The organism is Acinetobacter sp. YH12043, assembly GCF_013419915.1.
GTDB lineage: Bacteria > Pseudomonadota > Gammaproteobacteria > Pseudomonadales > Moraxellaceae > Acinetobacter.
The window spans coordinates 60,554-83,161 of sequence record NZ_VOZD01000004.1 but is presented as its reverse complement, the minus strand read 5'-3'; the positions used below and the strand labels follow the sequence as shown (position 1 = coordinate 83,161).

Below are 22,608 nucleotides of genomic sequence, written 5' to 3'. Positions count from 1 at the left end.
TGAATAAACCCATATTTTTTTTATGGAATTAGATGTTACAAACTTTATTTGCTTAAATCTATATGTAAAACATAGATTTTTTAAATTTTAGTAGAACACATCGTTCGAAAAATTAGATTAAAAATGAAAGAGGTTGGCTTTAGCGCAGAATTATTTTTACAACAAATATCATTAAAAACTTCCATGATATTGAGCAGCATTATGGCGTATTTTTACCAGCAGTTTAGTGGCCAGGTTTTTGCATGCAGTATGTCTGAGAAGTACTTTATACTCCCATGAAGTTTTAATTAATTCATCATATGATCAATATTTTTTGGATAGCTAAATCGTATAAAATTTCACCTAAAAAAGATGATTCCAATAGGAGTAGGTCAATGAATCCTTTATATAAAATCAGGTTTTATCTTATATGCTTTTTTAAACCAGGCAGTGGAAAATAGTTCTCATTTTAAATAAAAAAAATTCACGTTTTATCCTAATTTCGCTTTTATAATCAACTGTTATCCTACGACCCGAATCTGAATCCATATGCCAAAAATAAAACCTACGAAACTCATTATGGCGATTGTAATTGCCATCCTGATGGCAGTCACTGCCTGGTATTTTCTGAAACCAAAAGAGCAGCAGCCACAATACATTACAGCTGAAGTGACCCAAGGGGATATTGAAAATTCGGTACTAGCAACTGGTGTACTTGAAGCCACCAAAATGGTCAGTGTCGGTGCTCAGGTTTCGGGTCAGGTTAAAAAAATGTATGTGCAACTCGGTGATCAGGTCAAACAAGGCCAGCTAATTGCCCGAATTGACTCTGTTCGTCAGGAAAATGATTTAAAGACTGCTGAAGCCAGCATTAAAAACCAGATGGCACAGCTTGCCGTGAAACAGGCCAACCTTGCCAAGGTGGAAGCCGAGTATAAGCGTCAGCAAGCCATGTATGCCCAAGATGCAACCTCGCGTTCAGAACTGGAATCTGCATTAGCCAGCTACAAAACCGCTCAGGCAGATATCACTGCGATTAATGCACAGATTGAGCAGTCACGTTTAACCTTGGCAACCGCGAAAGAAGATCTCGGTTATACCCAAATCGTGGCACCCATGGATGGAACTATCGTAGCGATCGTGACTGAAGAAGGTCAGACTGTAAACGCCAATCAAAGCGCACCAACGATTGTGAAACTGGCACAACTGGATACCATGACGATTAAGGCTGAGATTTCCGAAGCCGATGTCATGAAAGTTCAGGAAGGCCAAACAGTGTACTTCACTACTTTGGGTAATACTGATAAGAAAATTTACGCCAAACTTCGTCAGGTTGAACCTGCACCAAATTCAATTAATACCGAAACCAATACTTCAAGCTCAACTTCAGGCTCTGCAGTGTATTACAACGCCCTGTTTGATGTACCGAATGAAGATGGCAAGCTGCGTATTGATATGACGGCGCAAGTCTATATCGTTCTTGATGAAGCACGAAATGTACTGACTGTTCCGGCGGCTGCCATTCAAGGTTCAAACCGTCCACAACGTCCGAATCGTGGTGAAGGCTCTCGCGGTGCCGTTGACCCATCTGCACGTGGTGAAGGTCAGGATCAAGCCCGTGGCGATAGTAAACGTCCGGCAGGTGACCGCCCTCCTCGCTTAGAACTTTCTGATGCTGAACGTGCCCTGGTTGAACAAGGTAAAGCTCAGCGTGCCATGGTTCGTGTATTGCAGGCAGACGGAACAGCAAAACCAACCCCTGTCCTGATTGGTCTGAATAACCGTGTAACCGCACAAGTGATCAAAGGCTTGAAACGTGGTGATCAGGTTGTGATTGCAGATGGCTCTGATACTTCTAATGACGGTGCTAAACGTGGCGGCAGTGGCCGTGGTCCTGGTGGCGCCGGCCCAATGAGAATGTAAGCATGAATCAACAACAGCAACCTCTACTCGAGGTCAAGAATCTGGTTCGTGAATTCCCTGCGGGTGAAAGCACGGTCCAGATTTTAAAAGGGGTCAATCTGGAGATTTATCCGGGCGAACTGGTCGCCATTGTCGGTCAGTCCGGTTCGGGTAAATCCACCCTGATGAATATTCTGGGCTGTCTGGATAAGCCGACCAAGGGCAGCTATAAAGTTAAAGGCCGTGAAACCCGCGAACTTGAAGCTGATGAACTAGCGCAGTTACGTCGTGAATATTTCGGCTTTATTTTCCAGCGTTATCATCTGCTCAGTGATTTAAGTGCGGCAGGTAACGTCGAAGTTCCTGCAATTTATGCCGGTGCAGATTCAGATACCCGTCACGAACGTGCTGTCAAATTACTGACTGATTTGGGCTTGGGTGAAAAAACTCAGAACCGTCCGAGTCAATTGTCTGGTGGTCAGCAGCAGCGTGTTTCGATTGCCCGTGCCCTGATGAATGGCGGTGACGTGATTCTTGCTGATGAACCGACTGGTGCACTGGATAAGAATAGCGGTATTGAAGTGATGCGGATTCTGCGTGAGCTGAATGCCAAAGGTCATACCATTATTCTGGTCACGCACGATCATAATGTGGCAAAAAATGCGACGCGCATTATCGAGATTTCAGACGGGAATATTATTTCAGATAAACCAAATGTCCCTGAAGTTGATGATGGTTTCGAGAAAGAAAATCTGGTTCGAAATGAACAGAAGAAAATCTCGAGCTGGCGTTCCGCGGTAGACCGTCTCGGTGAAGCTTTCCGTATGGCTTTATTGGCCATGAATGCACACCGGATGCGAACCTTCCTGACCATGCTCGGGATTATTATCGGGATCGCGTCGGTTGTTTCAGTCGTTGCGCTGGGTAATGGTTCACAAAAGCAGATTCTGGAAAATATCAGCAGTCTCGGGACCAATACCATTACCGTATTCCAAGGCCGGGGCTTCGGGGATAATTCACGATCCTCCCAATCTAAGACGCTAATTCCCGCTGATGCCGATGCACTGGCAGAACAGCCTTATGTGGATGGGGTCAGCCCATCGGTCAACAGCAGTGTGACTGGACGCTTCAAAGAGATCGAAGCATCGACCACTGTCAACGGCGTTAGTGAAGACTTCTTCTATGTCAAAGGTATGACCTTTAAATCAGGTCAGCCATTTGATAAAGAAAGTATCATTGAACAGGCGCAGGATGTGGTGATTGATACCAACACCCAAAATACTTTCTTTGCAGATGGCACCAATCCTGTCGGTCAGGTACTGCTCTTAGGCAGTGTACCGAGCCGGGTGATTGGCGTCATTGATGCGCAAAAAGGCATGATGGGGAATAATGATAGCCTGAATGTCTATCTACCCTACTCTACCGTCATGAGCCGTATGCTGGGTCAACCGAATGTGCGTCAGATCATTGTGCGTATTAAGGATGAATATCCAAGTGCAGCCGCGGAAAATGCCATTTTAAATCTACTGGTCCAACGCCACGGTGCGCAGGATGTGTTTACGCAAAACGCAGACAGTATCCGTGAAACGATTCAGCAAACGACCCAGACCATGACCTTGCTGATCTCGGCAATTGCAGTGATTTCACTGGTTGTCGGTGGGATCGGGGTAATGAATATTATGCTGGTTTCCGTGACTGAACGTACTCAGGAAATCGGAGTACGGATGGCGGTCGGTGCGCGCCAAAGTGACATTCTGCAGCAGTTCCTGATTGAAGCTGTTCTGGTTTGTATTCTGGGCGGTATCTTAGGCGTATTGCTGTCACTCGGTATCGGTCAGCTGATTACGCATTTTGCTGGAGGAACCTTCCAGATGGCATACTCGACCACATCGATTGTCGCGGCCTTTGTCTGCTCAAGCCTGATCGGTATTGTGTTTGGCTTTATCCCGGCACGTAATGCAGCCCGTTTGAATCCGGTCGATGCACTTTCTCGAGAATAAGGAATCTGATATGCATACTCTTACCAAACTTGCCAGTGCCCTGATTCTAGGGAGTTCATTGGTCGGCTGTGCGGCCGTGGTGAAAACGCCGTATGAACAACCTGCTGTACAGGTGCCTAACAACTTTCAAAACAGTAAAGCTGTAAGCCAGCAAATCCATGCTGATATTCTGGCAGATCAATGGTGGACTCTATTTAAAGATCCGCAATTGAATAGTCTGGTGAATGACGTACTGGCAGCCAATAGTGATCTGGCCGTAGCCGGGATTAATTTGCAGCAAGCCCGTATTCAGGCCAGACAGACACAAAGTCAGCAAGGTGTACGCATCAGTGATGCAGGACTAACCACGCGTAGAAGCTTTGATCTGGAAGATGGCAGTAGTTCATCCGGTTTTGGGGTTAATTTCCCTGGCTTAAGCTATGAACTGGATCTGTTCGGTAAATTGGCCAATCAGACTGAAGCAGCACGCTGGGAAGCCCTGGCATCTGAAGAGGACTTGCAGGCGACTGCACAAAGTCTGATTGGTACGACTGCTCAACTGTACTGGCAACTGGGTTATCTAAATGAACGTTATAGCGTGGTTCAGCAAAACCTAGCGACTGCACAGCGTACCTATGATCTGGTCAATGTCCAGTATCGCGCCGGTGCTGTATCTGGTCTCGATCTGACCCAGGCTGAACAGGCGATCCAAAGCCAGCAAGCGACCTTAAGTCAGATTGAACAGCAACGTGTGGAAACGCGTACGGCGCTGGCAGTACTCATGAATATGCCTGTGCAACAGCTTTCGATTCAGGAACCTAAACGTTTACCGAATATTACTTTACCGTCGATTGAAGCCGGCTTACCTGCTAGCCTTCTCTCCCGTCGTCCTGACTTGAGAGCCACTGAACTGCGTTTGCGTAAAGCCTTGGCCAACAAGGATGCCAATAAAGCCAGTTATTATCCTTCGATCAGTCTGACTGGCAGCCTAAGTACCGGCGTGGGCACCAGTTCATCATTGTCAGATGCACTTAAAAATCCGGTGGCGACCTTAGGTGCTGGACTCAGCCTGCCATTCCTGCAATGGAATGACATGAAGCGTGATTTGCAGGTGAATGAACTGGAATATGAAAAAGCGATTATCCAGTATCGTCAGACCATGTATGAAGCTTTTGCCGATGTAGAGAATGCCTTGTCTAATCGTACTGAACTCACCAAACAGGTTGCGTTACAACAGCGTAACGTTGAACTGGCTGAACGTACTGAACGTTTGACCGAAGTGCGTTATCGTAATGGTGCAGTAGCATTGAAAAATCTGCTGGATGCACAGGAAACTACGCGGAATGCCCGTCTATCTTTGGTGCAAACCCGACAAAGCCAATACAATGCTTATGTGACCCTGATGCAAGCTTTGGGTGGTAGCCCGATCAAACAACTACCTTAAGCAATATATTTGACTCAAAAAAGACCGCTGTTAGTCAGCGGTTTTTTTATTGAAGTTTACATATGCAGATAAGCATTTACATTGTTGAGCTGTTCAATAGAAGGCTCATGTCCTAACAGACTGCCTTTTTCTAGCCATTGACGGGCAATTGCAATATCACGTTCTACACCAATGCCTTTGGTATATAAGCGCCCCAGATGACTATAAGCATCAGCATTCACCTGCGCAGCCGCTTTACGATAGCACTGGATTGCCTGATCCAAATTGGCTTCAATGCCAATTCCTTGTTCCAAAGCCTCACCTAAAGCATTTAGTGCGAGACCATTATGCTGGCTCGCAGCCTGTTCCAGATATTTCAGTCCTAAAGCCGTATCCTGCTCCACCTTTTTGCCCTTTAAATACATTAAGCCTAATTCGGTCTGGGCTTGTGCATTGCCCAATTGAGCTGCCTGATGCAGATAACGTTTGGCCTGTTCCTCATTCAATTCAAAGACTGGATAAAAACCAGAATATGCTTGATACAGATACCAGGCAGCCTTACTTGATCCTTTCGCCACCGCCTGATTCAAATATTGAATTGCCTTTTCTCGGGTCGGCAGCGGATATTCAGGCAAGCCATAAAAACGTCCCACTATATAAATCAGATCAGCTTCAGACTGTGCTACAAGTTGCTCTTGCTGTGCAATTGCCTGAATCATTTGGGTAGCTTTAGCCGTATCTTTGGCTATACCTACTCCGTTTAAATAACAGAGTGCCAGGCCCATCTGACTGAAGCCATGATCAGGATCATTTTGCAAAGCATGTTGATAGAGTTCAAATGCTTTCTCCGGTTCATGTTCGACCAGATAGGATTCAAAATATAGTGCAGCAATCAGACTCAAGGCCTGAGAATGCTGGGTTTGTGCTGCTTCAGACCAGTAACGAAATGCCATGGTTTCATTTTTTTGCACATACCAGCCATGAAAATAAGCCAGACCGATCAGGGTTTTGGCCTGTGCATCTTTATGTTCTTTGGACTGCTGTAATAGATGCTTAAACACCCGTTGACGTTGATCAGGATCAATAGTACCGAGTAACACGCCGGCATAGTAATCATATAAACCACTCTGATCACCGAGATGAATACAGCGTTTAATGAAACTCAAAGCCTGCTGTTGATCTTTGGGCAAGATTTTGCCATTTGCATAGGCTTCGGCAATATCCTGATTGGCCGCCAAGTGGTCCTGCTGTGCTGCCAGAAACAGATAGTGAATACCCAGACTTAAATCTTGCGCTGCACCATCCGCCAAATAATATTGGGCTAACTGATACTGTGAATTGGCATGTCCCTGCTCGGCATTTTGAATTAACAGTTGCAGACGTTGCTGTTCTGCAGTGTCATGGTCAGATTCAGCCAGCTCAGTGATGCGATACTGCGCATCCAGATGACCACGCACGACCGCATGCCGATACCAGTACAAGGCTTTTTCAGGATCATTTAATTGGTATTGATGACCATCATAGATCTGGCCTAAATGATAGGCCGCATCCTCACCACCTAAACTATAAGCTTTTTCAAGAAAACTAATCGCTTTTTCTGTGCTCTGCTCACAGCCCTGTCCGTTTAAGTGCATTAGGGCCATGCCCACATAAGCCTGCGGCAATTCCTGCTGCTGGGCCAGCCCCTGATAAATTTGATAGGCACGTCCATAGTCCGGGTGATGCGGATCCGTACTTAGACGGGTTGCATACTTCAATTGAGCATCAATCTGTTCAATCCATAGATCATGATGCACGGCTTTGGCCTGATCACGTTTCACCGGATCAGGACGTTTCCACATCCAGATTGCTAAAGCCCCAATCCCCAAAACCAGCACTAGCAAAAACCACATAGCTGCTCCAAAACCAAAAGATTGTTTTTGTTATATGTATAAAAATTCATTTTAAACTTAGCATAAAAAAAAGCACAGATCGTGTGCTTTTTTTTGACTCAATCAGGCTTTAAGTCTTTTACTATCGAGCTTTTTCAATACTTCCGATACCGCAACCATGGCGAAGCTAGATGTCACTACCACTGCAGACCCATAACCACCACAGCGTAAGCCTGCGCTTGCACAAACATCTGCACTCGAGAATGGGTTATCGATAGAGTAGACACAAGTGATGCCAAATTTTTCTTTTGGCTTTTTACAGATGCCTTTAGCACGTAATTGCGCACGTAATTTTGCCAGCATTGGATCCTGTTCGGTTCTGGATAAATCGGCAACACGGATTTTTAAGGGATCCAGTTTACCGCCTGCTCCACCGGATACAATCAATGGAACCTTGTTAAAACGGCAATGCAGCATCAAGGCAAATTTCGCTTTGACGTCATCGATACAGTCCAGAATGATGTCAGGATTTCCTGACAGAATTTCTTTCACATTTTCTGGCGTCAGATAATCGTCAATCAGATTGATCTTGATGCGTGGATTAATCGAACGGCAGCGTTCTGCCATGATTTCGATTTTTTCACATCCTAGTGTCGCCGTCATAGCTGGTAACTGACGGTTAATATTCGATGCTGCGACCACATCCATATCGACCAGTGTGAGCTCACCAATCCCGGTACGTGCCAATGCTTCGACTGCCCATGAACCAACACCGCCAATTCCGATCACCATCACGTGACTGTTTTCATAATGATGAAAGCTATCGTTACCATAAATTTTGGCTACACCCGCAAAACGGCGGTCATACTCATCATCTTGAAGCAGATCAGTCATAGGTCATCAATAGCAAGAAAAACACCAGAGCATTTTAGCAAAATCATGGACACTTTACTGCCACTAAAATTCAGATACAAAATCAGTCAAAAAAGCTTTCTTGTGCCATCGTTAACACACGTAAAATCGATCAAATTACAACCATCATAAACTTCACAATATTTCAATTATTATTGTCCTAAAGGGAGCCAGATCAGCATGCTATTTAACGCCCTTTTTGCCCTGATGGTTTTCCTGTTCCTGCTCTATCTTTACGGTTTAACCTTTAAAAAGCAGAAAAATTATTATCTCAGTATCATGATCCGTATCCTGACTTTGGGATTATTTGCTTTGATTATCTTGGATCAATATGAAACCCAAACCCATCTTGCTCTGGTGCTTCTGACCTGGGTACTGTTTGAAAGCAGTGAAAACTTTTATCACAAGAAACTTTCTGCCAAGCAATAAAAAAGAAGCTTTCGCCTCTTTTTTATTTGCTCGGATTATTTATTCATAATGAAGAAATATTCACGATAATATTTCAGTTCAGCAATCGAATCACGGATATCATCCATCGCTAGATGCGAAGCATTTTTCTTCAGACCACTCATGATTTCAGGGCGCCAGCGTTTTGCCAGCTCTTTTACTGAAGATACGTCTAGATTACGGTAATGGAAATACTGTTCCAGTTCAGGCATTAAACGGTGCAGAAAGCGACGGTCCTGACAGATCGAGTTACCACACATCGGCGATACTTTTGGATTGACCCATTTTTTCAGGAATTCAATCGTTTCACGTTCTGCATCCTGAGCAGTCAATTTACTGCGGCGTACACGCTCAATCAGGCCAGACTGACCATGCTGGCGAGTATTCCACTCGTCCATCGCATTCAGGATACGGTCAGATTGATGCACAGCTAGCACGGGCCCTTCGGCAAGAATATTTAGGTTATCGTCCGTTACAATCGTGGCAACTTCAATAATCTGGTCATTATCTGTATCCAGACCTGTCATTTCCAGGTCAATCCAAATCAGGCGGCTATCCGGGGTGCTGCTCATAAATGTGCAATCTTATTAGGCTATAAAACATTTATAGTAGCAAATTTATTACGTCGATGCTGTAACTGACACCCCGCTTCATGCTATTTTTGCCATCTCGCTCCCATGGTTTTTTAGGATTTGAATGGCTTTAATACGTAAACGTCGTTTAACTGAACAACAACAACGTCGTATTCAAAAACAGCACAAAACGCGTCAGGAAGAGATCGATACCTCTCAAGACCTGGAAGGACTGGTCGTGCAGCATTATGGCCGCCAGCTTGAAGTCCAGGCCTTGTCTGTACCTGAACAGCATCCTGAAAAACCGGTCGTGGCTGAAGGTGAACCTGAGCCATTCTGGAAGCCGATTGAACTAGGGAGTGTCTGGCGCTGCCATACCCGAACTAACCTGGAATTGCTGGTAACAGGTGACCGGGTCAAATGGCAGGCTGATCCCAATACCGGACTCGGCATTATTACAGCGATTCATCCGCGCACTTCTTTGCTGACCCGTCCTGACCGTTACCACAAGGTTAAACCGGTTGCCGCCAATATTTCCCTGATTGTGATTGTGTTCGCGCCATTGCCTGAACCAGCACCGGGTTTGATTGACCGTTATCTGGTGGCTTGTGCAGATGCAGAGATTCCAGCACTTTTAGTTCTGAATAAATCCGATTTGCTCAAGGAAAATGATCCGATTCTGGATTTGCTTAAAGAATATAAAGATTTGGGTTATGAAGTGATGCAAACCCAGTCCGATGGCGATCTGACAGAACTATCCGCTCGTCTGAATGAGGAAACTGTAGCGTTTGTCGGTCAGTCTGGTGTAGGTAAAAGTACGCTGATCAATGCCATCGTCCCGGATGCTGCACAGAAAACTAATGTCATTTCTGAAAACTCGGCACTGGGTCAGCATACGACGACCTCCACACGTCTGATTTCCTTTGGCGATGGCGCTGCTCTCATCGACTCACCGGGGATTCGTGAATTTGGTCTCTGGCATCTGACCTTGGATAAAGTCCAAAGTGGTTTTCCGGAAATTGAAAACTTGCTCGGTCACTGCCAGTTCCGTAACTGCACACATAAGCATGAAAAGCAGTGTGCCTTACGTCAGGCAGCATCAACAGGGGAAATTTTGCCGCGCCGGCTGGACAGCTATTTACGTTTAATCGACGAAATTAACGAAGCGCAGCAAAAAAATTAATTTTCTTAAGGCTTAGCCCTTGAAGCGGTGATTTTGATCACCATATTTATGAGCTATACTCTTGGCAATTTTAAAATTGTAATTAGGTGAATTGTGGAACGTTGGTTCGAGTTTATGGGGAATCACCCCTTCTTGTTTGGAACACTCGCGGTACTCGTGGTTGTCTTCTTCATCATCGAAGGTCAACGTAATGGTCGCAAAATCTCTCCGCAATCGCTGGGAATTTTAGTTAAAGCAAAAAATGCCATGCTGATTGATTTACGTGATGCCAAAGACTTCCGTGAAGGTCACATCAGTGGTAGCCGTAACATTCCATATAGCCAAATTACAAAACACGTTGATGAGTTAAAAGCATCTGATCGCCCGTTGGTGTTCATTTGTAATCTTGGGCAAGTTGCAGGTTCTGCGCTTCAACAGGTAGGTCATGCAGATGCCTACCGTCTGGATGGCGGCATTACAAACTGGAAAGCTCAAGGTTTACCTTTGGTGAAAAGCAAATAATCTGCGAACAGGAGATTGATCATGGCTGAAGTTACTATCTATTCGACGACAGTATGTCCGTATTGTATCCGTGCAAAACAGCTCCTTGAGCGCAAAGGTGTTGCATTCAAAGAAATTAATTTATCGAATGAAGCCCCTGAAGTGCGTCTTGAATTGATGCAACGCACCAATCATCGTACCGTGCCACAGATTTTTATTAATGAACAATTTATCGGCGGTTTTGATCAACTTTATGCCCTAGAGCGTGAAGGCAAACTAGACGAATTATTGGCTTAATTTACTAAAACCTACCTCATATCAAGGATTAAAGAATGAGTGAAGAACAACAAGCTCAACCACAATTGGCATTAGAGCGTATTTACACTAAAGATATTTCTTTTGAAGTTCCTGGGGCACAAGTTTTTACCAAGCAATGGCAACCTGAGTTAAACATCAACCTTTCTTCTTCTGCAGAAAAAATTGATCCGACTCATTTTGAAGTGGCTTTAAAAGTTGTGGTTCAAGCAACCAATGAAGGTGATACAGCGTTTATCGTTGACGTGACTCAAGCAGGGATTTTCCTGATTGATGGCGTGGAAGAAGAGCGTCTGCCATACATTCTTGGTGCTTACTGCCCGAATATTCTGTTCCCATTCCTTCGTGAAGCGGTGAATGATATGGTCACTAAAGGTAGCTTCCCGCAATTGCTGCTTACACCAATCAACTTCGATGCTGAATTCGAAGCGAACATGCAACGTGCGCAAGCTGCTGCTGTTGAAGGTCAAGCTTAATCACTTGATCTTGAAATTAAAAAAGACCGCAATTGCGGTCTTTTTTATGGCTTATTTAAAGGCTTGATGCCCCTGCTTTTTAATCTGATCCATTTTCTCTGTCAATGTTTGTGCTTTGGCTAGCTGATTGGCTGCAACAAGTTGCTCAGCTTGTTTAATCTCTTTCAATAAGTCAGTTAACAATCCCTGATAAGCCGTAATTTTTGCATCTTTGGATTTTAGCTTTTGTAGACCTGAGGGTAAATTTTTCTGGCAGACTTCCACAGATTTTTGCATGCCTTGCAATGCTGCCCGCGCCTCTTTGCTATCCTTGGCAGATTTGAAATTTTTTAAATGATGGTCAAGTTCATGCATATTGTCATGATAGTGATTGTCTGCTGCCATGCCCGACGTGGTGATCCCCACAGTTCCCATCACAAAAATCATGCTGATTAGAAGTGTCTTAAGCATCGTTATTATCCTGTATTGTTTTTATATTAAGCATCTTAGTGGGAAAGTCCTGAAAGATAAATTATTTTGATCCAAATTCTTGTATCCCTTGTCATTAGACTTACATCATTGACGATTAGAATTAAAAATAAAAACCCCTCAATAATGAGGGGTTTTCTTTGCTGAGAATTAATCTTTTAAAGAGATTTATTCTGCATCCAGCATCAGTTCAGCACTCATACCTACTGTGTTATAACCCGCATCGACATACATGATTTCACCAGTGATCCCGTTTGCCCATGGTGAGCACAGGAACAATGCTGCATTACCGACATCTTCAATGGTCACATTGCGTTTTAGTGGTGCTACTTTTTCATTTAGGTCCAGCATTTTACGGAATGATTTAATGCCAGACGCCGCCAATGTACGAATTGGACCGGCTGAGATCGCATTCACACGGATACCTTCTGCGCCCAGGCTAGATGCCAGGTAACGTACACCTGCTTCCAAAGATGCTTTCGCCAGACCCATCACATTGTAGTTTGGCATCACACGCTCAGAACCTTGATAAGTCAGGGTTAACAGGCAGCCTTGACGTGCAGCCAGTAATGGCTTCGCAGCGCGTGCCATCGCGATAAAGCTGTACGCACTGATGTCATGGGCAATCTTGAAACCTTCACGGTCAGTCACGTCAGTGAAATCACCATCTAGGGTATGTGCTGGCGCAAAACCGATTGAATGTACGACACCATCCAGACCATCCCAGTGTTTTGCCAGTTCTACAAATGCATTGTCAATTTCTGCATCTACGGCCACATCACAAGGAAAAACCAATTCAGAACCGAATTGTGCAGCAAAATCATCTACACGTTTTTTCAGCTTTTCATTTGGATAAGTAAAAGCGAGTTCTGCACCTTCACGATGTAATGCCTGAGCAATACCAAAAGCAATTGATAATTTACTTGCAATACCTGCGATCAAGAAGCGCTTACCCGCCAATAGTCCTTGTGCCATGTGAATCTCACTCAAAATAATTTATATGCATGATGCCAAGTCTCAAGCATTTTAGAAATTGCATAATGCACCTTTTTTCACTGGATCATACATTGAAATACGCTTTCCGACCGATGTAGGGTTTTATCTTAGATCGCCAGATGTAAAGCCTGATGGGTGTTTTTCCAGAGCTGCTGTGCCAGTTCATCCTGATCCATATGCAGACTCTTGGCCAAGCCTTGCAGGACATAAGGCAGATTGGCAGGCGTATTGCGAGTCCGCTGTTCTGTCGAATGCTGGCAACATAAGGGCGTCATGTCCGGACAATCGGTTTCAAGTACCAGATGTTCCGGTCCTACCTGCTGTACCACCTGATGCAGTTTTTTGGCATTCGGATTGGTAATTTGCCCTGTTATTCCAAGCTTAAAGCCCAGTTTAATAAAGGCTTTCGCCTCTTCAATCCCGCCACCAAAGGCATGGGCAATACCACCTTGCTTAAACCGATGCTGTTTTAGAATCTGTAAAACATCGGCATGGGATTTACGGATATGCAGTAACACAGGTTTATCAAACTGCTGCGCCAGTTCCAGCTGTGCAGCAAAAAAATCCTTCTGTTTCTGAAAAAGTTCCGGCTGTTTATGCCGCTTATCAAAAGTATCCAAGCCAATTTCACCAATCGCAATACAAGGCTCTGTGTTTAATAACTGCTCCAGATCCTGTAAATGCTCTAGTTGATGCTGCTCAATATAGAATGGATGCAGGCCGGGTGCCAGATGGCTTTGTGGTGCATTGGCCAACTCATTAATAAAATGATGCGTCTGCAATAAATCCTTAAACCGGCTCTGTAAAAAACCAATTAAGACCAGATGCTCCACCCCTGCTGCTTTGGATGCATAAGCCAGCTGTTCCCGATCATGATCAAAATCGGGAACATCAAAATGGGTATGGGTATCAAATAACGAAACCATCAGCGTGCTTTGGCAGGAGTTGCAGGCTCGGCTTCTGAAGCAGCGTTCTCTGTTTGAGGCAGATATTCAGGTTTCAAAATGCCATTCAACTGTTCATAAAGAATGACCAGACGTGGCAAACCGACCACATAAGGACCAATCTCATATTCAGCATATTGCAGCGCCAGTCCCTGTTTAGACAGATAGAAATTATCCGTCAGTTTGAATTTCCAGGCCTGTTCATATTCGGCTACATCATTGGCCAGTTTAGATTCCATCACCCAGGTTTTAAAAGCCTCATAAGCTTTGGCTTCGAGCTGAGCCTTTTGTTTAGGCAGAATGATATCGTCCAGCTTAATCAGCTTTTTCTGCTCAAGATCAAAATTGTAGTAGGTTTGAGCAGAAGCGCCATGCGCACCACCCAGATAATGGGTACTGTTTAAGACCACAGTCGCGAGTGGATCACCAGACTGCAGAATTCTCGGTTTGATCATCAGGCTGATACTATGGCTGGCACTGAGTGCTTTCAACTCCTTATCCAGATTCAGGAAAGTCTGCATATGCGGCTGAATCTGCTGTTCAAGCTGCTGTTTCGGAGTTTGGACATTGGCTAATGCAGTTTGCGGTTCGGAAGCAGCGGCTTCAGCTTCACTGGCAGCCGATGCTTTCGCCGGTTCGATCGCATCAATAGACAAAATACCCTGTAGCTGCTGCAGAATCTGCTGATCTATCCATTCATCAATAAATGGCTGATTACTTTTCAATCTCTCGATAGAAATCTCAGGACAGTTTTTTCCTTCACATTCAGGCAAGGCCAGTTTCAGCTTCTCAGTATCACCGCTCAGCTTCAGCACTTCAGGCTGAGCCTGTACCACTTCAGGTGCAGCAGGTTCTTTCGGCTCTCTTTCCTTAGGCTGGCAGGCACTCAGCAAAACTGCTGATGCCAATACTGACAGACATAAAACATTCTTATAATTTGACATGCATTAACCTTTATTCAACATCATCATTTATCCTTGCAGGACCTACCTGTTAGAACATATTCTGATAAATATCCACTTTCAAGACTTGTTGTGTTTGTTCTTTGGTTAAATAGATGTCCAGTTGTTTGGCATCTTTGCTAATTTCCTGACTCCGATAATGTAGACCAATTCCTTCCTGATCAAAGAACCAGTCCGCCTGCCCCCAATACAGTTTTTTTGGAGCTTTCTGCTGGACTTCCGCATTATTGTCCTTTAACCATTTTTGGTAAGCCTGCTGCACAATTTGGTCCATCTGCAACTGCTGTTCAGGATTGATAATATCCAGAGGACTGAGTATTTTTTGCTGCAGCCGGTCAGCCACAAAAAAATAATAGCGTTCATTAACGCGGATATTTTCCTGAGTGCTGTCTACCCCAATTTGCATTAACACAAATTGATTACGCTGATAAGGAATGCGGGTATACAGCGATAACTCATAGGCCTTGTTCAGTTTGAGCTGGGCTTGCCAGGCATCTGATTTTTTTACATAGGCATTAACCGCCTGCTGCAGGCTCATATCCTGCTTTAGGCCAATTTGATCCTGAATCACTTTCGCCTGCTGCTTTTCAATAGACTGGTTTAGCCAGGAATCGGCTGTCTTTAAGGTCTGAATATCCAGATTAATACAGTTTTTGGTCTCACAAAATGGCAAGGCAATATCGGCCGATTTCTCCTGAATATTCAGGTAAGGCAAAAATTTGGCTTTTTCTTCAGGGGTGACTGCTGCAGATTTTTTTTGTTCTGTCGCTGGCTGTTTTTTTTCATTTTTATCACATGCTCCAAGTAACAAACTACAGCCAATGACTGAACCGAGCAGGATTTCCTTACTAAACTTCATGATTTTTTAGAGATATAAGTAATGAGTGGTTTAAATGTAGCACAAAATAAAACAGCTTCCGGAGAAGCTGTTTAACATTTTCCAAGCCTGAAGGCTTAGTGTTCGCGTGTATTACGGAATACGATATCTGGATAACGTTCTTGCATCAGCTGTAAATTCACCCGGCTTGGTGCAAGATAAGTCAAGTGACCACCACCATCTACAGATAACTGGTCATGGGCTTTTTTCTTGAATTCGTTGAATTTCTTCTCATCTGCACAAGACACCCAACGTACTGTATTGATGCTCACTGGCTCATAAATACAGTCCACCTTGTACTCTTCTTTCAGACGATACGCTACCACCTCGAACTGCAACACACCCACAGCACCAACAATCAGGTCATTGCTGTTTTGTGGCATGAATACCTGAGTCGCACCTTCTTCAGAAAGCTCTTTCAGACCTTTTTGCAGCTGTTTTGACTTCAATGGATCTTTGAGACGGACACGGCGGAACATTTCCGGCGCAAAGTGCGGAATACCGGTAAATTGCAGTTTTTCACCTGAAGTGAAGGTATCACCGATCTGGATGGTACCGTGGTTATGCAGACCAATAATATCGCCCGGCCATGCTTCTTCCAGATGCTGACGGTCACCGGCCAGGAAGGTCAAGGCATCACTAATGCGGATATCTTTATCGATACGCACATGCTTCATTTTCATGCCTTTTTCATACTTACCTGAACAGATTCGCATGAAAGCAATACGGTCACGGTGTTTCGGGTCCATATTGGCCTGAATCTTGAAGATAAAGCCTGTGAAACCTTCTTCATCTGCCTCTACTTTACGGTCTTGAGTCGGATGCGCTTTGGGAGGCGGTGCATATTCGCTAAATGTATCCAGAACATGGTCGACACCGAAGTTACCTAAAGCTGTACCGAACAGCACTGGAGTTTGACGGCCTGCCAGGAATTCTTCACGATCTAATGGCTCATTCGCCATTTGTACCAGTTCCAACGATTCTTCAAACGCAGCCCAAGCCAGCTCTCCGACTTTTTCACGTAAGTCTGCATGATCATAGCCATCACGAACTTCGATATCAGTAATCACTGAACCAAAACCGGCTTTATAGACATAGAACTTTTCTTCGAGCAGGTTATAGACACCTGCAAAGTCACGTCCTGTACCGAGTGGCCAGGTAATCGGCACACATTTAATTTTCAGGACATTTTCAATTTCATCCAGCAGCTCTAAAGGCTCACGGATTTCACGGTCCATTTTGTTGACGAAAGAAATGATGGGGGTGTCACGCATACGACACACTTCCATCAATTTAATGGTACGTTCCTCGACACCTTTTGCACCGTCAATCACCATCAGCGCTGAGTCTACCGCAGTGAGGGTACGGTAAGTATCTTCCGAGAAATCTTCATGTCCCGGGGTATCGAGCAGGTTAATCATCTTGTCCTTGAACGGGAACTGCATGACGGACGTGGTGATCGAAATCCCACGCTCTTTTTCCATTTCCATCCAGTCAGAAGTGGCTGCACGATCCGATTTACGGCTTTTCACCATACCTGCAACCTGAATGGCCTGACCCCATAACAGCAGTTTTTCTGTCATGGTGGTTTTACCGGCATCGGGGTGGGAAATAATGGCGAATGTACGTCGCTGAGCGACCTGTGCCGCTAACTCATCTTTAAAACTCATGGAAAATACCTACTGCAGAACCGCAGTGCTCAAGATCAAATACGATCAATATGAAAAATTGACGATATTGTAGCAGATTTCTAGAGCCAATAAGCAGCCCTATAAACTGGAGAAATCGCAGTTTCCCATTCTCTTTTCTGGTTGAACTGATATTTTTTTGGCTCGTCGATTTAACGGATTTAATTCACTACCCAATCTAGAAATTATAAATCGATAACCACATAAATTTTATAATTTACAATTGATTAGTTTAATAATAAAAAATTCTAAATAGTGATTTACCGGGTTCAAGAAACAAAGACCCTAGCTTCAAGTTGCTCGACATCCATCGGTTTACCCAGCAGATAGCCCTGCATCTGCTGACAGCCCAAACGGGTTAAAATTTCTGCCTGCTGCACAGTTTCAATTCCTTCAGCTGTCACTTTTAAACCGAGTTTAATGGCCAGCTGAATAATACTTTCAAGAATCATTTCTTCCTTGGAACCTGCACTCAGACCCTGAATAAATTCCTTGTCAATTTTCAGCTCATCGACAGGCAGGTTTTTTAAATACAGGAAGCTAGAATGCCCGGTACCAAAATCATCAATCGCCAACTGGATGCCCATTTGACGCAACTGCTGCAAAGTCCGGATACTCGAATCAATATGATGCATGGCAGTCGATTCGGTAATCTCGATCATCAAATGTTGAGGATCAATTTTATATTGATTCAGAAGTTGTTCCAGTGTGCTGATCAGATGCTTATGCTCAAACTGAACCGCAGATAAATTGACGCCGATTGGGAAAAAATCAGCATGATCAGCTTCCCAGAGCTGAATCTGTTTGCAGGCCTGCTCTAGAGCCCAGTAGCCCATCGGAATAATCAAACCGGTTTTTTCTGCTCCGGGAATAAACATATTCGGACCCAGCAAACCATGCAATGGGTGCTTCCAGCGGATTAGCGCTTCTACACCACAGATCTGCTCATCATGGGTAAATTTTGGCTGATAAACCAAGATAAATTGCTGTTCTTCTACTGCCTTATACAGATCATTGATCAGTTTACTCTGGCTTTTGCTTTCATGCTGATCGGTCGAGAAATTAAAAACAGAATAGGTATTCCGTCCCTGATACTTGGAAGTCAACATGGCGGCATCTGCATTGATCAGCAGATCCTGCAGATTCTGGCCATGCTTCGGATACATGGCGATCCCGATACTGCCCGAGATATTGATGGTCTTGCCACTGATCTGGAAACTTTCCTGAATCAGTTCCAGAATCTTTTCTGATATTTTCGAGGCCTGCTCTACTGTAGTATTTTCCAGCACCAGCAGAAATTCATCGCCACCGATACGCAGCAGTTTGGAATCATCTCCCAGAATTTGATGAATACGATAAGCCAGCTGAATCAGTAGCTGATCCCCAACGTGATGGCCAAACACATCATTCACGGCTTTAAAGCGATCCAAATCAATATATAAAAAAGCGATTTCATGCTGAGCATCTTGCTGCCGGCCAGAAAACAGCAATTGTGCATATTTGACCAGATATAAACGGTTTGGCAGTTTGGTGAGATTATCCTGAATCGCCTGATTCGCCAGCTCTTTATTGGCCAGCATCAGCTGACGGTTACGTGATTCAAAGCGTAACTCCAGCATGGCTACGCCAAATGCAGTCACCAGTACCAGACAACTAATCAGGATGACTGAAAATAGCAAGTCATAGTGGGAATGACTGATCTGGCTCAATGGATGGGCATTTTCATAAAAACTGAGTGCCGCCATTCCCGTATAATGCATCCCGACAATGGTCAACGTGAGCATACTTGCGACCACGAGCTTCATCCGGATCGTACTTTGCACTGCCTGTCGATATTTGAATGCCACCCAGAAACTGAGTCCAGCCCCACTTGTCGCAATCAGAATCGAACAGATCATTAATAAAGGGTGATAGGCAGTCACATGATTTTTAACATTCAGGCCCAGCATGCCCACATAGTGCATTCCTGACATACCCAGCCCCATCAGGACAGCCCCTAGAATCAGACGGGCACAAGGCAAAGTTTTACGGGTGGTGAGCCAGATGGCAAAGGTTGCTCCCACAAAGCCAATCACATAAGAACTTAAGGTGAGTGCAGTATCGATATCATAAGCATCAGGAAAATGAGCTGCCGTCATGCCGACATAATGCATTCCCCAGATTGCTAGCCCCAGCAAGCCACCGCTGAACAGTAAAATAAGGGTTTTCAACCTTAGCGATACATTACGAAATAGCATCTGCTCAAGCGTAAGCGTCAAATAGCAGGCAATAAATGCCACAGCCATCGATCCAATGAGCAGACTGACATCATGATGAGCATGAATCATATAAAATGTTCCATCTGGGCGATCATTTTTATTTTATTGCGCAGCTGTATTCGCACGATTCCCCGCTAAATTTACGCCCTATAAAAAATAAAATACTCTTTTCAGAGTTCATCCCGACTGCTTCAAACTTGAAGCTATATACAAAATTTATTGCAATATTTTTATCTCTTCAGTAGCTGGAGTGAAGTTTAAAATTGCCCTGAATCGATAAAATAAAAATTCAGCTTATATATTAGAAGTCTTTGAGATTTTATCAATTGATTAAATTTAATATTCCAGCTTTTTTATTCGACATAAATCACAAATTTTTCTTTTTTATTTAGTTACATAGCACTTTATATTTAATTGATATTGCATTTTATTTGCACAAAAAAACAGCCTATCGAAATAGGCTGTTTTTAGAACTTATATTACTTTATGTTAAAGTTACTGTTTTGACTGTACTTGAGCATAGTCAGCCAAGACATGTGCGGCTTCCAGCACAAAAGCTTCTTCTTCCGGTAATGCCGGACGCTCTTTGGCTTTCATTTTCGCCCGGGCTTCAACCATGGCATCCAGAGATGCCTGATAACTTTCCCAGTTTGGATAAGGTTTCAGGCCGGTTGCAGCACGGCGGGCATTTTCAGCTTCTAAAGCTTTACGCTCGATATCCAGCAACTCAGCTTTACGCTGTTCCAGATCCAGAACTACACGTTTTTGGTCTTCGACTTTTTTCATAGCCGCTGTACGCTGTTCCAGATACTTGAATTGAGGATTCTGAGCGACACGCTGTTGAGATAACTTGGCCAGTTCCGGTACATATTTTTGTACCACACCTTCACGTTTAAATGGTGCAGTTGGAATCGTATCCCACTCTAGGGCATTTTTAGCCTTACGTTCACCAAACTCTTCGTTATAGATATCGACCAGCTTGATATCCGGAATCACGCCCTTGTTTTGGGTACTACCCCCCGTCACACGGTAGAACTTACGCTGAGTCAGTGTTGCCTGACCATGTGCCAAGCTATCCAGCTGAACCTGCGCAGTTCCTTTACCTGTTGTGGTACTACCAATCACGATGCCACGTTCATAATCCTGAATTGCTGCTGAATAAATTTCACTTGCAGATGCAGAAGCCAGGTTCACCATTACTGCCAATGGACCGGCATAAGTTTGTGCACCACCATCATCATCTTCAAAGACGCTGACATTACCGTTACCATCACGAATCTGAACCACAGGACCTGACTTGATCACCTGTCCCAGCATACGTGCCACTTCTTCAAGTGAACCACCCGGGTTATTGCGCAAGTCGACAATAATACCGGCAACATTCTTCGCAGCCAGCTCTTTCAGGGCCTTATTGGTATCTTCTGATACGGAACGGTAGTCGGTACCCGCACGACGGGCACGATAGTTCAGATAGAAAGATGGAATTTCAATCACACCATATTGATATTTTTTACCATCACGCTGGATTTCAACGGTACGGGTTCTAACCCCGGCATCTTCTTCCTGAATCACATCACGTACAAGACTAACATTACGCGCCTGTCCCATGGTCGCACCCGGGCCTAATAACTTCAGCGTTACTTTGGTGCCGCGCTTACCACGAATCAGGCCAACAATTTCATTGCTCGGCCAGCCGATTACATCAACCATCTGTTCGCCGTCTTGAGCAACGCCAACAATACGGTCACCTGATTTTACCTGTCCTGATTTGCTGGCAGGCCCACCTTCTACAATGGTTTCAATCTTGGTGTAATCTTCATTACCACGTTCCGGACGAATCGACACCCCAATCCCTTCCAGCTGCAATGTAGTCTGACGGTTCAGCTCCATCGCATCTACAGGCGGGAAATAATTACTGTGCGGATCATAAGTCAGCATCATCGCATTCAGGGTTTTGTCCAGCACATCATCACTCTTGATCCGGCTGAGACGCTCTAACTGACGGGTATAACGCTTAGTCAGAGTTTGAGCAGGCGTTAAATCTTCCGGCCCAGTCAGATCCTGGCCATTTGCCAGTTCTGGATTGGCTTTGAGTGCATTCTGCTTAGCTTGCTCTTCTTCCTTACTGATCGTCAGGTTAATCAGCTGAGAAACCAGCATTTTTGACCAGTGAGCACGTTGTTCAGCCTGAGTTTTAAAGAATGGCGCTTTTTCGCGATCCGTTTCAATATATACATTCTTCTGATTCAGGTTTTGCGGTTTTTTCAGTTCTTCCAGCATAAAGGTATAGAACTGGGCTAAACGCTCACGATACTGCGCATGAATTTCATAAGGGCCAGACAAATTGCCGGCTTTCAGATTGGCACCGAAAGTAGCGCCATAGCGTTTTTTATAATCTTCTATTTCAGATGCCAGAAAAAGACTGTGATCTGCATCCAGACTATCAATATAAAAATCAAAGATACGCTGTGAAGTCTGAGCATCCAGACGCATATTCAAATAATGTTGGCGATCAACGAGAGTTGCCAGTTGTCGGGATACCAATGCCTGTTCTTGAGAAGGTTGAAGCACTGCTTTGCTGACTACTTCTTTACCATCAGCTGCAATTGCATCATTCACCACATGGGTAAAAAATAATCCGCCTGTCGCAATCGCAACTGCACAAGCTATTGTTTGAAATTTCATAAATAATTCGTACTTCCTTGGCCTCAAGACCAATTTGACCGTGTTGCTTTTCGAGCAGAACTTAAAGTATTCAGCATCTTAAACAACTTAATATGTTTATGTCGTGTAGTTTTATCATATTCTGTGCTGACAAAGTGTAGCAAATCATTGCAGAATTCAGGTATTGTTTTCCCCGAAAATTCTAAAATGGA

The 22,608-nt window shown here is 44.3% G+C and carries 19 protein-coding genes; 8 read left to right on the top strand and 11 right to left on the bottom strand.

What is annotated here, in order from left to right; all coding sequences use genetic code 11:
• Nucleotides 1-528: 528 nt before the first annotated feature.
• The 3 genes from FTU01_RS03190 to FTU01_RS03180 are packed head-to-tail and all read left to right on the top strand — an operon-like array spanning nucleotide 529 to nucleotide 5,304.
• Nucleotides 529-1,902, top strand: coding sequence for a MacA family efflux pump subunit (locus FTU01_RS03190; protein WP_180031508.1), 1,374 nt, complete (start codon nucleotides 529-531; stop codon nucleotides 1,900-1,902).
• A 2-nt stretch (nucleotides 1,903-1,904) separates the two neighbouring features.
• Complete coding sequence (locus tag FTU01_RS03185; protein WP_180138108.1) at nucleotides 1,905-3,881, top strand: MacB family efflux pump subunit; 1,977 nt, start codon at nucleotides 1,905-1,907, stop codon at nucleotides 3,879-3,881.
• A gap of 10 nt (nucleotides 3,882-3,891) precedes the next feature.
• On the top strand, nucleotides 3,892-5,304 hold the full coding sequence (locus tag FTU01_RS03180) for an efflux transporter outer membrane subunit (protein ID WP_180010868.1): 1,413 nt from the start codon (nucleotides 3,892-3,894) through the stop codon (nucleotides 5,302-5,304).
• 56 nt (nucleotides 5,305-5,360) lie between these two features.
• Here the strand turns inward: FTU01_RS03180 and FTU01_RS03175 are convergent, their stop codons facing one another.
• The gene (locus FTU01_RS03175) at nucleotides 5,361-7,175 is read right to left on the bottom strand and encodes a tetratricopeptide repeat protein (protein WP_180010870.1); all 1,815 of its coding nucleotides are present in this window, start codon (nucleotides 7,173-7,175) and stop codon (nucleotides 5,361-5,363) included.
• Nucleotides 7,176-7,277: 102 nt separating this feature from the next.
• Nucleotides 7,278-8,048: a ThiF family adenylyltransferase gene (locus FTU01_RS03170; protein ID WP_180010872.1), complete on the bottom strand. Its 771-nt coding sequence runs from the start codon at nucleotides 8,046-8,048 to the stop codon at nucleotides 7,278-7,280.
• Between the two features lie 198 nt (nucleotides 8,049-8,246).
• Here FTU01_RS03170 and FTU01_RS03165 point away from each other — a divergent pair, with 198 nt between their 5' ends.
• Nucleotides 8,247-8,495 carry a hypothetical protein gene (locus FTU01_RS03165; protein WP_159124233.1) on the top strand — a complete coding sequence of 83 codons (249 nt, stop codon included), beginning with the start codon at nucleotides 8,247-8,249 and terminating at the stop codon, nucleotides 8,493-8,495.
• A 35-nt stretch (nucleotides 8,496-8,530) separates the two neighbouring features.
• Here FTU01_RS03165 and orn read toward each other — a convergent pair whose 3' ends face one another.
• The gene (gene orn, locus FTU01_RS03160) at nucleotides 8,531-9,085 is read right to left on the bottom strand and encodes an oligoribonuclease (RefSeq protein ID WP_004782074.1); all 555 of its coding nucleotides are present in this window, start codon (nucleotides 9,083-9,085) and stop codon (nucleotides 8,531-8,533) included.
• Nucleotides 9,086-9,209: 124 nt separating this feature from the next.
• Between orn and rsgA the strand changes: the two genes are divergently transcribed.
• From rsgA to secB, 4 genes are all read left to right on the top strand, one after another.
• Nucleotides 9,210-10,268, top strand: a complete 1,059-nt coding sequence (gene rsgA, locus FTU01_RS03155; protein WP_180057723.1) for a small ribosomal subunit biogenesis GTPase RsgA — start codon at nucleotides 9,210-9,212, stop codon at nucleotides 10,266-10,268.
• Between the two features lie 93 nt (nucleotides 10,269-10,361).
• Nucleotides 10,362-10,769: a rhodanese-like domain-containing protein gene (locus FTU01_RS03150; protein WP_005232169.1), complete on the top strand. Its 408-nt coding sequence runs from the start codon at nucleotides 10,362-10,364 to the stop codon at nucleotides 10,767-10,769.
• 21 nt (nucleotides 10,770-10,790) lie between these two features.
• Entirely contained in the window at nucleotides 10,791-11,045 is a 255-nt protein-coding gene (gene grxC / locus FTU01_RS03145) for a glutaredoxin 3 (RefSeq protein WP_004782071.1), read from the top strand.
• Nucleotides 11,046-11,080: 35 nt separating this feature from the next.
• Nucleotides 11,081-11,539 (top strand): protein-export chaperone SecB, encoded by a 459-nt coding sequence (gene secB, locus FTU01_RS03140; RefSeq protein ID WP_004782070.1) that lies wholly within the window; start codon nucleotides 11,081-11,083, stop codon nucleotides 11,537-11,539.
• A 51-nt stretch (nucleotides 11,540-11,590) separates the two neighbouring features.
• Here secB and FTU01_RS03135 read toward each other — a convergent pair whose 3' ends face one another.
• From FTU01_RS03135 to FTU01_RS03100, 8 genes are all read right to left on the bottom strand, one after another.
• Nucleotides 11,591-11,989: a cytochrome b562 gene (locus FTU01_RS03135; RefSeq protein WP_180138106.1), complete on the bottom strand. Its 399-nt coding sequence runs from the start codon at nucleotides 11,987-11,989 to the stop codon at nucleotides 11,591-11,593.
• A 186-nt stretch (nucleotides 11,990-12,175) separates the two neighbouring features.
• Nucleotides 12,176-12,982, bottom strand: a complete 807-nt coding sequence (locus tag FTU01_RS03130; protein WP_180138104.1) for an enoyl-ACP reductase — start codon at nucleotides 12,980-12,982, stop codon at nucleotides 12,176-12,178.
• Nucleotides 12,983-13,110: 128 nt separating this feature from the next.
• Complete coding sequence (locus FTU01_RS03125; RefSeq protein WP_180017238.1) at nucleotides 13,111-13,932, bottom strand: TatD family hydrolase; 822 nt, start codon at nucleotides 13,930-13,932, stop codon at nucleotides 13,111-13,113.
• Nucleotides 13,929-14,891 (bottom strand): RsiV family protein, encoded by a 963-nt coding sequence (locus tag FTU01_RS03120; RefSeq protein WP_180138102.1) that lies wholly within the window; start codon nucleotides 14,889-14,891, stop codon nucleotides 13,929-13,931. Before FTU01_RS03120 ends, FTU01_RS03125 begins: the two co-directional genes overlap by 4 nt.
• A gap of 49 nt (nucleotides 14,892-14,940) precedes the next feature.
• A complete protein-coding gene (locus FTU01_RS03115; protein ID WP_180031500.1) occupies nucleotides 14,941-15,768 on the bottom strand; it encodes a hypothetical protein in 828 nt (275 codons plus the stop codon).
• A 95-nt stretch (nucleotides 15,769-15,863) separates the two neighbouring features.
• Nucleotides 15,864-17,456, bottom strand: a complete 1,593-nt coding sequence (locus FTU01_RS03110) for a peptide chain release factor 3 (RefSeq protein ID WP_180010879.1) — start codon at nucleotides 17,454-17,456, stop codon at nucleotides 15,864-15,866.
• Nucleotides 17,457-17,743: 287 nt separating this feature from the next.
• Nucleotides 17,744-19,801, bottom strand: coding sequence for an EAL domain-containing protein (locus FTU01_RS03105; protein ID WP_004782008.1), 2,058 nt, complete (start codon nucleotides 19,799-19,801; stop codon nucleotides 17,744-17,746).
• Between the two features lie 426 nt (nucleotides 19,802-20,227).
• On the bottom strand, nucleotides 20,228-22,417 hold the full coding sequence (locus FTU01_RS03100; protein ID WP_166136328.1) for a carboxy terminal-processing peptidase: 2,190 nt from the start codon (nucleotides 22,415-22,417) through the stop codon (nucleotides 20,228-20,230).
• Between the last annotated feature and the right edge of the window lie 191 nt (nucleotides 22,418-22,608).

What these genes read in the sequence shown, in the direction of transcription:
- FTU01_RS03170 (WP_180010872.1), bottom strand. Translation starts at nt 8,048, where the DNA reads ATGACTGATCTGCTTCAAGATGATGAGTATGACCGCCGTTTTGCGGGT.
- orn (WP_004782074.1), bottom strand. Translation starts at nt 9,085, where the DNA reads ATGAGCAGCACCCCGGATAGCCGCCTGATTTGGATTGACCTGGAAATG.
- secB (WP_004782070.1), top strand. Translation starts at nt 11,081, where the DNA reads ATGAGTGAAGAACAACAAGCTCAACCACAATTGGCATTAGAGCGTATT.
- FTU01_RS03105 (WP_004782008.1), bottom strand. Translation starts at nt 19,801, where the DNA reads ATGATTCATGCTCATCATGATGTCAGTCTGCTCATTGGATCGATGGCT.
- FTU01_RS03100 (WP_166136328.1), bottom strand. Translation starts at nt 22,417, where the DNA reads ATGAAATTTCAAACAATAGCTTGTGCAGTTGCGATTGCGACAGGCGGA.
- FTU01_RS03110 (WP_180010879.1), bottom strand. Translation starts at nt 17,456, where the DNA reads ATGAGTTTTAAAGATGAGTTAGCGGCACAGGTCGCTCAGCGACGTACA.
- FTU01_RS03135 (WP_180138106.1), bottom strand. Translation starts at nt 11,989, where the DNA reads ATGCTTAAGACACTTCTAATCAGCATGATTTTTGTGATGGGAACTGTG.
- FTU01_RS03120 (WP_180138102.1), bottom strand. Translation starts at nt 14,891, where the DNA reads ATGTCAAATTATAAGAATGTTTTATGTCTGTCAGTATTGGCATCAGCA.
- FTU01_RS03130 (WP_180138104.1), bottom strand. Translation starts at nt 12,982, where the DNA reads ATGGCACAAGGACTATTGGCGGGTAAGCGCTTCTTGATCGCAGGTATT.
- FTU01_RS03180 (WP_180010868.1), top strand. Translation starts at nt 3,892, where the DNA reads ATGCATACTCTTACCAAACTTGCCAGTGCCCTGATTCTAGGGAGTTCA.
- FTU01_RS03185 (WP_180138108.1), top strand. Translation starts at nt 1,905, where the DNA reads ATGAATCAACAACAGCAACCTCTACTCGAGGTCAAGAATCTGGTTCGT.
- FTU01_RS03175 (WP_180010870.1), bottom strand. Translation starts at nt 7,175, where the DNA reads ATGTGGTTTTTGCTAGTGCTGGTTTTGGGGATTGGGGCTTTAGCAATC.
- FTU01_RS03165 (WP_159124233.1), top strand. Translation starts at nt 8,247, where the DNA reads ATGCTATTTAACGCCCTTTTTGCCCTGATGGTTTTCCTGTTCCTGCTC.
- FTU01_RS03190 (WP_180031508.1), top strand. Translation starts at nt 529, where the DNA reads ATGCCAAAAATAAAACCTACGAAACTCATTATGGCGATTGTAATTGCC.
- grxC (WP_004782071.1), top strand. Translation starts at nt 10,791, where the DNA reads ATGGCTGAAGTTACTATCTATTCGACGACAGTATGTCCGTATTGTATC.
- rsgA (WP_180057723.1), top strand. Translation starts at nt 9,210, where the DNA reads ATGGCTTTAATACGTAAACGTCGTTTAACTGAACAACAACAACGTCGT.
- FTU01_RS03115 (WP_180031500.1), bottom strand. Translation starts at nt 15,768, where the DNA reads ATGAAGTTTAGTAAGGAAATCCTGCTCGGTTCAGTCATTGGCTGTAGT.